This window comes from Kitasatospora sp. NPDC085879 (assembly GCF_040686255.1).
In the GTDB taxonomy this organism is placed as follows: Bacteria; Actinomycetota; Actinomycetes; order Streptomycetales; family Streptomycetaceae; genus Kitasatospora.
Map to the genome: position 1 here is coordinate 153,778 of NZ_JBFBJZ010000005.1, position 11,834 is coordinate 165,611.

Annotated in this window: 13 protein-coding genes; 7 read left to right on the plus strand and 6 right to left on the minus strand. The window is 74.8% G+C overall.

What is annotated here, in order from left to right; translation table 11 throughout:
* Positions 1-32: 32 nt before the first annotated feature.
* Complete coding sequence (locus AB0P35_RS06320; RefSeq protein WP_095876879.1) at positions 33-761, plus strand: LON peptidase substrate-binding domain-containing protein; 729 nt, start codon at positions 33-35, stop codon at positions 759-761.
* 23 nt (positions 762-784) lie between these two features.
* Entirely contained in the window at positions 785-1,279 is a 495-nt protein-coding gene (gene ybaK, locus AB0P35_RS06325) for a Cys-tRNA(Pro) deacylase (protein WP_095876880.1), read from the plus strand.
* Between the two features lie 30 nt (positions 1,280-1,309).
* Here ybaK and AB0P35_RS06330 read toward each other — a convergent pair whose 3' ends face one another.
* From AB0P35_RS06330 to AB0P35_RS06350, 5 genes are all read right to left on the minus strand, one after another.
* Complete coding sequence (locus tag AB0P35_RS06330) at positions 1,310-2,017, minus strand: hypothetical protein (RefSeq protein ID WP_363507227.1); 708 nt, start codon at positions 2,015-2,017, stop codon at positions 1,310-1,312.
* A gap of 71 nt (positions 2,018-2,088) precedes the next feature.
* On the minus strand, positions 2,089-2,886 hold the full coding sequence (locus tag AB0P35_RS06335) for an ABC transporter permease (RefSeq protein ID WP_363507230.1): 798 nt from the start codon (positions 2,884-2,886) through the stop codon (positions 2,089-2,091).
* Positions 2,883-3,908: an ABC transporter ATP-binding protein gene (locus AB0P35_RS06340; protein WP_363507233.1), complete on the minus strand. Its 1,026-nt coding sequence runs from the start codon at positions 3,906-3,908 to the stop codon at positions 2,883-2,885. Before AB0P35_RS06340 ends, AB0P35_RS06335 begins: the two co-directional genes overlap by 4 nt.
* A 79-nt stretch (positions 3,909-3,987) precedes the next feature.
* Positions 3,988-4,767: a cache domain-containing protein gene (locus AB0P35_RS06345; RefSeq protein WP_363507234.1), complete on the minus strand. Its 780-nt coding sequence runs from the start codon at positions 4,765-4,767 to the stop codon at positions 3,988-3,990.
* Positions 4,768-4,783: 16 nt separating this feature from the next.
* Positions 4,784-5,533 (minus strand): GntR family transcriptional regulator, encoded by a 750-nt coding sequence (locus AB0P35_RS06350; RefSeq protein ID WP_363507237.1) that lies wholly within the window; start codon positions 5,531-5,533, stop codon positions 4,784-4,786.
* Between the two features lie 120 nt (positions 5,534-5,653).
* Between AB0P35_RS06350 and AB0P35_RS06355 the strand changes: the two genes are divergently transcribed.
* The 4 genes from AB0P35_RS06355 (at position 5,654) to AB0P35_RS06370 (ending at position 9,687) form a co-directional block, all read left to right on the plus strand.
* On the plus strand, positions 5,654-6,691 hold the full coding sequence (locus tag AB0P35_RS06355) for an ABC transporter ATP-binding protein (protein WP_363507240.1): 1,038 nt from the start codon (positions 5,654-5,656) through the stop codon (positions 6,689-6,691).
* A 75-nt stretch (positions 6,692-6,766) separates the two neighbouring features.
* Positions 6,767-7,954, plus strand: a complete 1,188-nt coding sequence (locus tag AB0P35_RS06360) for an ABC transporter substrate-binding protein (protein ID WP_363507381.1) — start codon at positions 6,767-6,769, stop codon at positions 7,952-7,954.
* 8 nt (positions 7,955-7,962) lie between these two features.
* On the plus strand, positions 7,963-8,847 hold the full coding sequence (locus AB0P35_RS06365) for an ABC transporter permease (protein ID WP_363507243.1): 885 nt from the start codon (positions 7,963-7,965) through the stop codon (positions 8,845-8,847).
* Positions 8,848-8,871: 24 nt separating this feature from the next.
* Positions 8,872-9,687, plus strand: coding sequence for an ABC transporter permease (locus AB0P35_RS06370; RefSeq protein WP_363507246.1), 816 nt, complete (start codon positions 8,872-8,874; stop codon positions 9,685-9,687).
* Positions 9,688-9,697: 10 nt separating this feature from the next.
* Here the strand turns inward: AB0P35_RS06370 and AB0P35_RS06375 are convergent, their stop codons facing one another.
* Positions 9,698-10,876 carry an NYN domain-containing protein gene (locus AB0P35_RS06375; RefSeq protein ID WP_363507249.1) on the minus strand — a complete coding sequence of 393 codons (1,179 nt, stop codon included), beginning with the start codon at positions 10,874-10,876 and terminating at the stop codon, positions 9,698-9,700.
* A gap of 162 nt (positions 10,877-11,038) precedes the next feature.
* Between AB0P35_RS06375 and AB0P35_RS06380 the strand changes: the two genes are divergently transcribed.
* A complete protein-coding gene (locus tag AB0P35_RS06380) occupies positions 11,039-11,800 on the plus strand; it encodes a hypothetical protein (RefSeq protein ID WP_095876890.1) in 762 nt (253 codons plus the stop codon).
* Positions 11,801-11,834 lie beyond the last annotated feature (34 nt).

Sequence of the window (11,834 nt, forward strand, 5' to 3'; positions counted from 1 at the left end):
CGCCGGGCCCGGCGGCAACTACGCTGTGCGCCGTGACAGAACGGCTGCCGCTCTTCCCGCTCAACACGGTCCTCTACCCGGGGCTGGTGATGCCCCTGCACGTCTTCGAGGAGCGCTACCGCCGACTCGTCTCCGATCTGCTGGAACGGCCCGAGGAGGAGCCGCGCCGGTTCGGCGTGGTCGCGATCCGGGACGGGCGGGAGGTCGCCCCCGTCCGCGAGAACGAGGGCCCGGCCGGGCCGCTGGACGGCCTCGGCACCGTCACCGGGGACCCGCGGGAGGCGCTCTACCGGGTCGGCTGCGTCGCGGACGTCACCAGCGCCCGGCGGCAGGCCGACGGCCGGTACGAGCTGCTGGTCACCGGCACCACCCGGTTCACCGTGGAGTCCGTCGACGCGAGCGGCCCCTACCTGGTGGCCGAGACCCAGCCGCTGGACGAGCCGTCCGGCCAGGGCACCGGGGCGCTCGGCGCCGCGGTCGAGCGGGCCTTCCAGGAGTACCGCAAGCGGCTCGCCGGCGCCCGGGAGGCCAGCCTGGCCGGCGACCAGGACCTGCCGCTCGACCCCCAGGTGCTCTCCTACCTGGTCGCGGCCGCGACCGTGCTGCCCGCACCCGTCAAGCAGGAGCTGCTGGCCTGCCCGGACACCGCCCAGCGGCTCACCGCCGAGCTGGAGCTGCTGCGCCGGGAGACCGCCCTGCTGGCCTGGCTGCCGTCGCTGCCCGCGGCGGACCTGACCCGCCAGGCCTTCAGCCCCAACTGACCGCACCCCGAGAAGGGCCGCCGATGGCGAAGAAGACGAAGAAGGGCGGCCAGGGCACCCCGGCCACGGTCGCGCTGGAGGCCGCCGGCGTCGCCTACACCGTGCACGCCTACGACCACGACCCGGCCGCGGCCTCGTACGGCGGCGAGGCCGCCGAGCTGCTCGGCATCCCGGCCGGCCGGGTGTTCAAGACCCTGGTCGCCGACGTGGACGGCGCCCTGACCGTGGGCATCGTCCCGGTCTCCGGGCAGCTCGACCTGAAGGCGCTGGCCGCCGCGGTGGGCGGCAAGCGGGCGGCGATGGCCGACCCGTCGGCCGCCGAGCGCAGCAGCGGCTACGTCCTCGGCGGCATCTCCCCGCTCGGGCAGCGGCGTCCACTGCGCACGGTGCTGGACGACAGCGCGCTCGGCCACCCCACGGTGTTCGTCTCCGCGGGGCGGCGCGGACTGGAGGTCGAGCTGGCCCCGGCCGACCTGGTCGCGCTGACCGGGGCCCGCACGGCCGCGATCGGGCGCTAGGCCCTCTCCACAGGAGCGTGGCTTGCCAGGTCATTCCCCGCGGTGCGGCTCCGGGTGCTCCTGCGGGTGGCCGTCGTGCGCGTGGCCGTCCTGGGGCTGCGCCCAGGGCTGCGGCGAGGCCCAGTAGGGCGGCGGGTCCTCCTCGCGCTTGCCGAAGGCGGCGGACAGCACCAGCAGCATCACCATGGCGGTCATCGGCCAGACCAGCAGGGCGCCGTGCGCGCCGAGTTCCAGCGGGGCGCTGAACCGGCCGCCGTCGCCGACCTGCCGGGCGTGCGCGACCAGGTCCGAGGTGGGGCCGAGCTTCATGCCCAGCTGCCAGCCGATCACCGAGCCGGCCAGGCCGCCGACCGCGAGGCCCACCGCGACCGCGACGCCGCCGCCCCGGCGGCGGGTGAACAGGAAGGCGGTCAGCGCGGTGACCAGGCCCGCGCCGAGGCCCAGCAGGGCGAAGACGCTGTCCGCGCCGGCCCGCTGCTCGCCCTCCGGGTCGGCGTACAGCAGCTGCTCGCCCTTGACGACCAGGCCGACCTGGGGCGCCAGCCAGAGCCAGAGCAGGCCGAGCACCACACCGAGCAGCGCGCCCGCAACCGCGATCAGCGCACCGGTCCGCACCTCCGGGAGCAGGGCGCGCTTCGGCCGCTTCGGCCGGTCGGCCGCCGGCGGTGGCGGGGCGAACGGGTCGTGCGGGGCGTACGGGTCGGCGCCCGGGCCCGTCGGTGTGTTCGGTGCGGTCACCCGGCCATCGTTTCACGACCGCGCCCCGGGCGGACGGGGCGGGCGGCTCCGGTGCGGTCGGGGCCCGCCCGTCAGCGGGTGGCCCGCCGGTACGCCCAGGTGGCCGCGGTCAGCGAGCAGAGGCCGACGGCGGCGCAGACACCCAGGTCGCCGAGGACGGCGGCCCAGTCCGGCGCCGGGGCGAACGTCCGGGCGAAGGCCTCAACGCCGTAGGTGGAGGGCAGCAGGTCGCGCAGCCAGCGGACGGGCTCCGGCAGGTTGCCGGCCGGCAGCACGCCGAGCAGCAGCGCGGCGGACATGCCGAGCTGGCCGAGCAGGGTGGCGATCTCCTGGCGCTTGGCGAGCAGGCCGCAGGCGGCGCCGAGGCCGGAGAGGGCCGCCCCGGCGAGCGGGACGACCGCGAGCAGCACCCAGAGGTTCCGGGCCGGCAGGTCGAACAGCCAGGCGCCGGCCGCGGCGGTGACCAGGGTGCCGGGCAGGGTGAAGGAGGCGTAGGCGCCGGCCGCGCCGAGCACCACGGCGGCCGGCGGCACGGGCAGCGTCGCGTAGTGGTCGAGGCCGCCGGTGGCGCGGAGCTTCCCGAAGTACTGGGCGAGCAGGTTGAGCGCGACGAAGGCGACCACGAGGACGGCCGAGCCCGCGACGACGGCGTGCGCGGCCGGGTTGTCGCCGCCGTCGACGACGCCGCGCATCATCACCAGGATGCCGAGCGACTGGAAGGTGGCCACGAACAGCAGCGGGATGCGGGCGACCTTGGCCCGGGCGAGCTGCGCGCGGTAGACGGCCGCCAGCGAGGGCAGCAGCCGGGCGGCGGGGGCCAGCTCGGCGGGGGCGACGGCGGTGGTGGCCGGGGTGTCGAGGAGCGTCACTTGGCGAGTCCTTTGTGCCGGCCGCCGAGCTTGAGGTAGGCGTCCTCCAGGCTGGGGGTGGCCAGGGTGAAGTCGTCGAGCGCGGCGAAGGCGGCGCCGCCGGTGACCGCGGCGACCAGTTCGCGGGCCTGTTCGGGGGTGGTGCGGACGGTCCAGCGGCGGCCGGTGCGTTCGGCGCGGGCGGCGAGCTCGGCGACCGCGGGGACGTCCAGCGGGGCGTCGGTGCGCCACACCAGGTCGAGCCGGACGTCGCCGTCGACCAGCGCCTTGAGGCCGCCGGGGGTGTCGCAGGCGATGACCCGGCCCTCGTCGACGACGGCGACCCGGTCGAGCACCGTCTCGGCCTCGATCACGTTGTGGGTGACCAGCAGCACGGTGGTGCCGCGCTCGGCGCGGCGGCGGTCCACGGCGGACCAGACGGCGCGCCGGGCGACCGGGTCCATGCCGGTGGTGGGCTCGTCCAGGACGAGCAGCGGGCGCTCGCCGACCAGGGCGGCGGCGAAGCAGGCGAGGCGGCGCTGGCCGCCGGAGAGCTTGGCGAGCGGGCGGCCGGCGAGCGGCTCAAGGCCGAGTTCGGCGAGCACCTCTTCGGTCTCGGCGCGGGCCCGGGCACGGCCGAGTCCGCGCAGCCGGCCGGTGGTCTCGGCGGCGAGGGAGACGGTGAGCTCGTCCAGCGCGGTGGACTCCTGGCCGAGGTAGGCCAGCAGCCGGGAGGCCCGCTCGGGGTGGCGGACGATGTCGTGGCCGAGGATGTCGATGCTGCCCGCGTCCGGGCGGAGCAGCCCGGTGAGCTGGCGGACGAGGGTGGACTTGCCGGCGCCGTTCGGGCCGAGCAGGCCGAAGATCTCGCCGCGGTGCACGGTCAGGTCGATCCCGGTGTTGGCCGGCACCTCGGCGGCCTTGGCGCCGCTGCCGGTGCGGTAGGTCTTGGCAAGGCCGCGGACGGTGCAGCAGGCCGGACCCGGGAGGCCGTCCCGTGCCCGCGTCGGGGCCGGGGGTGCCTGCCGGTCGGTGTCGCTCACGCGAGAAGACTTTACGCTCCGCGGCGGCCGAACCGGGCACGGGGGCCGGTCGGGGGCGGTTCAGGTCGCGGCGGCGCGGTCAGGGCGCCGGCGGGGTGGCCAGGATGAGCGGGACGCTGCCGCAGGGGCGCAGCCGGGCGCCGTGGTGGACGGTGCCCGCGGCGGGGCCGGTGAGCACGGCGGCGAAGTCGGGGCCGCGCAGCAGCGAGCCGGCCAGGTAGCGAGCGTCGGTGGAGACGGCGACCCGGCCGCGGGCGTTGACCAGGCAGGCCGGGCCGGGCAGCTCCTGGAGGACGGGCATGACGGCCGCCTCGAAGTGCGAGAGGTAGACGTCGGCGGCGGCGACCCCGGCGAAGGCTCCGCCGACGGTGACGGGCGCGGAGAGGGTGAGGCTGTACTCGTCGGAGCAGAGGTAGTCGACGTAGGGGCCGGCGACGGCGCGGCGGCCGGTGTCGCGGGGCAGCGCGTACCAGTCCCAGTGGGTGTAGTCGGAGTACGCGGAGTGGCCGGGGTCGAGGTCGAGCAGCAGGGGCCGGACGGTCCGGTCGGCGCCGCTCTGCCACCACTCCAGCCAGGCGGGGACGTCGGCGAGCAGGCCGGGGGCGGCGACGAAGCCGAGGCCGGAGACGAGGTCGAGCCGGTTCAGCCGGTCGTGCAGGCCGGGGCGGAGGGCGGCGAGGTCCTCGGTGGTGGGCGGGCGGCCGTGGTCGGCCGCGGCGGCGAGGACGGCGGTGGTGTCGGCGAGGGTCTCGGCGACCGTGTCGAAGACGATCTCCAGGGTGTCGCGGACGCGGGCCGCCACGTCGGCTGCGGTCGCCTCGGCCAGGGCGTCTGCCGTGGGCGGGTGACTGCTCGCCATGCGTGTTCTCCTCCGGTCAGCGAAGGCCGGCGCCGCCCGGGGTGCCGAGCCGGAGGCCGATCAGGCGGGCCACGGCCTCCTCGGCGCACTGCTCGGCCAGGGTGCGCGCCTGCTCGTGCGCCCCATCCTGCACGGCCGAGATCACGGCGCGGTGACGATTTCGCACATCGTCGAGGCCGGTGTCGAGGACGAGGCAGAGCAGGGCGCCGACGTCGGTCTGGATACCGACGGCCTCGCGGGTGAGCCGGGCGGACTGGGCGGCGGCGGCGAGTTCGACGTGGAAGCGGCCGAGGGTGCGGCTGCGGGCCGGCGGGTCGGCGGCCTCGCCGAGTTCGTCGAGGGTGCGGTGCAGCGGGCGGAGGTCGTCCGGTTCGGTGCGGCGGGCGGCGAGCCGGGCGGCGGCACCGGAGACGGCGGCCCAGTGGTCGCCGAGGTCGCGGAGTTCGTCGGTGCTCCAGGCGGCGAGCAGGGAGTGCAGGCGGTCGGCGGCGGGGCCGGCCGGGAGGGTGACGAAGCTGCCGCCGCCGCGGCCGCGGCGGGTGGTGACGAGCCCCTGCTGGCGCAGGGCCATGAGCGCCTCGCGCAGGGTGACGGTGGAGACGCCGAGCTGGGCGGCGAGGTCGGTCTCGCCGGGCAGCTGCTCGCCGTCGGCGAGGAGTCCGAGCTCGATGGCGTCGGAGAGCCGCCGGACGACCGTGTCCACCCGGGCCCGGGTGTCGACGGGCGCGAACACGGCGCGCCGGGCCCCGCCCTGGTCCTGTCTCAACTGTCACCGCCTTGTCGTTGGCTCAAGCTTTACCTTAATGGGGTCTTGAACTTAGAACTATGACTTCATATCTTTCATCTCCAGTTCCACCTCCGACTACCCCCTGCAGAAAGGGCCCCCATGGACGGGACAGCCATCCGGCTGCGCGGCCTGCGCAAGTCCTTCGGCCGGACCGAGGTCGTGGCGGGCGTCGACCTGGACATCGCCGACGGCGAGTTCTTCTCGATGCTCGGGCCCTCCGGCTCGGGCAAGACCACCGTGCTGCGGATGGTCGCCGGCTTCGAAGCCCCGAGCGCGGGCACCGTCGAGCTGGCCGGCCGGGACGTCACCCGGCTCGCCCCCTTCGAGCGGGACGTCCACACCGTTTTCCAGGACTACGCGCTCTTCCCGCACATGACGGTCGAGCAGAACGTCGCCTACGGCCTCAAGGTCCGCAAGGTGCCCCGCGCCGAGCGGACGGCCCGGGCCCGCGAGGCCCTGGCGGGCGTGCGGCTCGACGGCCTCGGCGACCGCCGCCCCGCCCGGCTCTCCGGCGGCCAGCGCCAACGGGTCGCGCTGGCCCGCGCCCTGGTCAACCGGCCCCGGGTGCTGCTGCTCGACGAGCCGCTCGGCGCCCTCGACCTCAAGCTCCGCGAGGAGATGCAGGTCGAGCTGAAGGCCCTGCAGCGCGAGGTCGGCATCACCTTCGTCTTCGTCACCCACGACCAGGACGAGGCGCTCACCATGAGCGATCGCATCGCCGTCTTCAACCGGGGCCGGATCGAGCAGGTCGGCACCCCCGCCGAGATCTACGAGCGGCCCGCCACCCCCTTCGTGGCCGGCTTCGTCGGCGCCTCCAACCTGCTCACCGGGCAGGCCGCCGAGCAGGTCCTCGGCCGCGCCGGCACCTGGAGCATCCGCCCGGAGAAGATCCGGGTCCTCACCGAGAGCGCGACCGCCGGCGAGCAGGCCCACCCGACCGTCGCCGGCACGGTCGCCGAGGTCGTCTACCTCGGCGACGCCACCCGCTTCCTGGTCGACCTGGACGCCGGCGGCCGGCTCACCGCCGTCCAGCAGAACCTCGACACCTCCTCCGAGGACGTCGCCGCCTACCGCGGCTCCCGGGTGCGGCTGCAGTGGCACCCCCGCCACAACGTCGCCGTCCCGGACGCCGGCTGACCGCCGCACCCCCCGCACTCGCAGCACTCCCCCGCTCCGCTCCCGTCCCCCTCACCCGTGGAGAACACCGTGCGCATGCCCCGCCCGCTGAAGGCGGCCGCCGCCGCCGGCGCCCTCGTCCTCGCCGCCGCCTGCGGCTCGGCCGGCACCGGCACCACCGCCGGCGGCGTCAAGCCCCCGAAGATCGCCGCCCAGCAGTCCCTCGGCCCCGGCGAGGGCTCGGTCAACCTGATCGCCTGGGCCGGCTACGTCGAGGACGGCAGCAACGACCCCAAGACCGACTGGGTCACCGACTTCGAGAAGCAGACCGGCTGCCAGGTCAACAGCAAGATCGCGGCCTCCTCCGACGAGATGGTCAGCCTGATGAAGACCGGCCAGTACGACGCGGTCTCCGCCTCCGGCGACGCCTCGCTGCGGCTGATCGCCGGCGGCGACGCCGCCCCGGTCAACACCGCCCTCGTCCCGAACTACGCGGACGTCTTCGCCGGACTGAAGAACCAGCCCTGGAACTCCGTCGACGGCGTCTCCTACGGCATCCCGCACGGCCGCGGCGCCAACCTGCTCATGTACAACACCGAGAAGGTCTCCCCCGCCCCCGACTCCTGGGCGGCCGTCTTCGACAAGGCCTCGGCGTACAAGGGCAAGGTCACCGCGTACGACTCCCCCATCTACATCGCCGACGCCGCGCTCTACCTGATGAAGACCAGGCCCGAGCTCGGCATCACCAACCCCTACGCGCTGGACCGGGCCCAGTTCGACGCCTCCGTCGCGCTGCTCAAGGAGCAGAACGCCAACATCGGCGAGTACTGGAGCGACTACCTCAAGGAGATCTCCGCCTTCAAGAGCGGCGACTCCGTCGTCGGCACCAGCTGGCAGGTGATCGTCAACACCGCCCAGGCCGAGAAGGCCCCGGTCGCCGCCGTGCTGCCCAAGGAGGGCGCCACCGGCTGGTCGGACACCTGGATGGTCTCCGCCAAGGCCAAGCACCCGAACTGCGCCTACAAGTGGCTGGACTGGATCATCTCGCCGAAGGTGAACGCCCAGGTCGCCGAGTACTTCGGCGAGGCACCCGCCAACGCGAGGTCCTGCGCGCGGACCGCCGACACGAACCACTGCGCCACCTACCACGCGGCCGACGAGCCCTACTGGAAGAACGTCCACTTCTGGACCACCCCGGTGGCGAACTGCGTCGACGGCCGCAAGGACGCGAAGTGCGTGCCCTACCAGGAGTGGGTCCAGGCCTGGACCGGGATCAAGGGCTGAGCCGCACCATGACCACCACCGCGCCGGCCGCCGGATCCGTCCGGCGGCTCGCCGGGGCCCTGCACCGCCGCCCCCGGCTGCAGCTGTCCCTGCTGCTCTCCGCCCCGCTGGCCTGGCTCGCCCTGGCCTACCTCGGATCCCTCGCCGTCCTGCTGATGTCGGCTTTCTGGACCACCGACACCTTCACCTCCAGCGTCGTGAAGGTCTGGAACACCGACAACTTCGCCGCCCTGTTCACCACCGACGTCTACCGGCAGGTCGCCCTGCGCAGCATCGGCACCGCCCTCGCGGTGACGGCGCTGTGCGCCGTCGTCGCCCTGCCGATCGCCTTCTTCACCGCCCGGGTCGCCAAGCCCCGCTGGCGTCCGCTGCTGGTGGTCGCCATCCTCACCCCGCTGTGGGCCAGCTACCTGGTCAAGGCGTACGCCTGGCGGCTCATCCTCGCCGAGGGCGGCCTGCTGGACTGGCTGCTCGCCCCGTTCGGCCTGCACGGGCCCGGCTACGGGCTCGGCGCCACGATCACGGTGCTGACCTACCTGTGGCTGCCGTACATGATCCTGCCGATCCACACCGGCCTGGAGAACCTGCCGGACAACCTGCTGGAGGCCTCCGCCGACCTCGGCGCCGGCACCGGCCGCACCCTGCGCTCCGTGGTCCTGCCGATGCTGCTGCCCTCGATCGCCGCCGGCTCCGTCTTCACCTTCTCGCTCAGCCTCGGCGACTACATCGCCGTGCAGATCGTCGGCGGCAAGACCCAGCTCATCGGCAACCTCATCTACTCGAACATCACCCTGGACCTGCCGATGGCCGCGGCGCTCGGCACCGTCCCGGTCGCGATCATCGTCCTCTACCTGCTCGCGGTGCGCCGCACCGGAGCCCTCAGCAGCCTCTGACGGCCCGCACAGCGAAGGCCCCCCATGAACTTCTCCCGCCCCGCACGGATCGCCCTGCGGATCGCCGCCGGGCTCGGCTTCGCGGCGATCTACCTCCCGCTGCTGCTCGTCCTGGTCAACTCGCTCAACCCCGACCGCAGCGCCGGCTGGCCACCGCCCGGCCTCACCCTGCACTGGTGGGCGGAGGCGTGGCGCAGCACCGGCGCCCGCGACGCCCTGTGGACCTCGGTCAAGGCCGGGGCCGGCGCCACCGCGATCGCCCTCGTCCTCGGCACCCTGATCGCCTTCGCCGTCCAGCGGTACCGCTTCTTCGGCCGGGAGGCGGTCTCCTTCGCCGTGGTGCTGCCGATCGCGCTGCCCGGCATCATCACCGGCGTCGCCCTCAACACCGCCTTCCGCACCGTGCTGGAGCCGCTCGGCGTCGGCCTCGGCATGTTCACCGTGATCGTCGGCCACGCCACCTTCTGCATCGTGGTGGTCTTCAACAACGTGGTGGCCCGGCTGCGCCGCACCTCCGGCACGTACGAGGAGGCGGCCATGGACCTGGGCGCGCACGGCTTCCGGGTCTTCGTGGACGTGACCTTCCCGCTGATCCGCACCGCGCTGCTGGCCGGCGGGCTGCTCGCCTTCGCGCTCTCCTTCGACGAGATCGTGGTGACCACCTTCACCGCCGGGCCCGGGGTGCGGACCCTGCCGGTGTGGATCTTCTCCAACATGGCCCGGCCGCAGCAGGCGCCGGTGGTCAACGTGGTCGCCGCGGTGCTGGTGCTGCTCTCGGTGGTGCCGATCTACCTGGCGCAGCGGCTGTCCGCCGACACCGCGGGCGGCGGGCGGCTGTGAGCCGGCGCGGTCAGTCGTCGGCCATCGCCGCCCGGCCGCCGGGGACGCGGGAGGCGAGCTCCTTCCAGAAGCCGTCCCGGATCGCGTAGCGGTCCGCCTCGTCTATCTGGTCGTCCTTGTGGGCGAGCAGGCCGAAGCGGGCCGCGTAGCGCAGCAGCTCGCCGTCGAGGCGGTGCGGGATGCGCGGGTAGTCCGTCCACAGCACGGTGAGGCGCTCGGTCGCGCCGAGCCGGTCGATCCAGCGGCGGGCGAAGACCTGGCCCACCTCCTGCGCGTCGCCGCCGACGCTGGTGATGTCCTCCTCGCGGTCCGCCCAGCGCTGGGCGGAGGTGGTGAGCTGGGCCAGTGTGGGCAGGCCGTCGCCGGCCGCGGCCGCGGTGTCGGCCGGCGGCCGATCGACCCAGCCGCGGTCGGAGGTCCAGCGCAGCACCGGGCCGCCGTGCGCGGCGGCCGCACGGTCGGCCGGGATGCGCTCGGCGGCCGAGCGCACCGCGAGGTCCTTGGGGGTGGGCACCACCTTGAGGGCGGCGGCAGGCTGCGGGCGGCCGGCCGCGGGCGGGTCCTGCGGCGCCCCGGGCGCGGCGGCGAGCAGGCCCGCGATCCGGGGCGGGGCGGAGGGCGCCGGAAAGGCCGCGGGCAGCTCGCGCAGCCGCACCCACCGCTCCATCCAGGCGCGGTCCAGGACGCGGCGCTCGTCCGCCTCGGCGACCAGGTCCTCGGACTGGTTGAAGTCCCCGTCGGCGGCCTGCAGCGCCCACAGGTGGACGGCCACCCCGTGCTCCTTGGCGGACATCACACCCGGCAGCAGGTCCCCGTCGCCGGTGACCAGCACCACGTCGGTGCAGGCGTGGTTGCGGGCGAGCTCGGTCAGCTCGGCGTGCATCGCCGCGTCCACGCCCTTCTGCACCCAGCGGCCCTCCGCCCGGGTCAGCGCACCCAGCCGGACGGTGACCCGCGGCAGCACCCGCAGCCGCCGGTGCTCGGGCAGCGGACGGCGGTCGGGGGCGGCGTCGAACCAGTAGACCCGCAGCAGCGGCAGCCCGGTCTCGGCCTCGGCGCGCTCGCGCAGCGCGGTGATCAGCACGGTGTGGTCGACCGTCACCCGGGACCGGGCCGGCTCGCCGACCAGCAGGCTGGCGGCGGCTCCCAGCAGGTAGCCGGCATCGACGAGGACTACGCAGCGGTCCACGTCCGCTCCTCTCCTCCGGGGACCCCCGGTGGGGCGGGGGCTGGCCACCCCTCGCGGGGCGGGGGATTGGGCTGTCCTTACCCTCCGATCCGGCGTCGAACCGCCGCCGGCCCCCCGGGCCGTGCCGGAGCACCCCCGGCCTGCGGCGATACTGGGGGGATCATGCGGAAGACTTCCTGGGCGCTGTGCGCGGTGGCGGCCGGTGCGGCGGTGGCCGTGCTGGCGGTACCCACCATCACCACCGACCGTTCGCGCGGTGACACCGCGATCACCTCGATCAGCGTCAACAACGGGCGCCCGATCCTGCTGGGGCCGCAGAAGGCGACGACCTTCCCGGTGGTGGTGGCGGCCCGCGACGACTCCGGCATCCGCGCGGTCGACCCGGTCGGCGTGTGGGGGCCGAACTACGGCGTGCTCACGGTGGGCCCGATGCGCTGCACCGCCTCCTCGGCCACCGAGTCGGTGTGCCGCGGCACGGTGACCGTCGACCCGGTGAAGAAGCAGATCTTCAACGACGAGGCCGGCACCTGGTTCGTCGACCTGCAGGTGCGGGCCAACGACGGCGACCGCTACGTGGCCAAGACCGCCGGCGGCTTCTCGCTGAAGCGGGCGGCCAAGCTGTCCGGCTCCGGCGTGCCGGCGAAGGCGGCGGCCGGGCAGCGGATCACCGTGCAGGGCTGGCTCGCCCGCTCGTTCTGGTCCGACAACCGCTTCCACGGCTACGCGGACGGCGTGGCGTACCTGCAGTTCCGCCCGGAGGGCTCGCACCGGTGGCGCACCGTCGCCGAGGCGGTCTCCACCGGCTCCGGCACGGTCAGGGCCACCGTCCCGGTCACCGGTCCCGGCGACTTCCAGTGGTACGCGCCGGGCGACAAGTGGACGGGCGACGCCGTCTCCGCGGAGATGCCGGTCGCCGTCCGCTGACCTGACGCGGACGGCCCCGCCCCCGTCGGAACGG

What these genes read in the sequence shown, in the direction of transcription:
- ybaK (WP_095876880.1), top strand. Translation starts at nt 785, where the DNA reads ATGGCGAAGAAGACGAAGAAGGGCGGCCAGGGCACCCCGGCCACGGTC.
- AB0P35_RS06345 (WP_363507234.1), bottom strand. Translation starts at nt 4,767, where the DNA reads ATGGCGAGCAGTCACCCGCCCACGGCAGACGCCCTGGCCGAGGCGACC.
- AB0P35_RS06355 (WP_363507240.1), top strand. Translation starts at nt 5,654, where the DNA reads ATGGACGGGACAGCCATCCGGCTGCGCGGCCTGCGCAAGTCCTTCGGC.
- AB0P35_RS06360 (WP_363507381.1), top strand. Translation starts at nt 6,767, where the DNA reads ATGCCCCGCCCGCTGAAGGCGGCCGCCGCCGCCGGCGCCCTCGTCCTC.
- AB0P35_RS06365 (WP_363507243.1), top strand. Translation starts at nt 7,963, where the DNA reads ATGACCACCACCGCGCCGGCCGCCGGATCCGTCCGGCGGCTCGCCGGG.
- AB0P35_RS06370 (WP_363507246.1), top strand. Translation starts at nt 8,872, where the DNA reads ATGAACTTCTCCCGCCCCGCACGGATCGCCCTGCGGATCGCCGCCGGG.
- AB0P35_RS06380 (WP_095876890.1), top strand. Translation starts at nt 11,039, where the DNA reads ATGCGGAAGACTTCCTGGGCGCTGTGCGCGGTGGCGGCCGGTGCGGCG.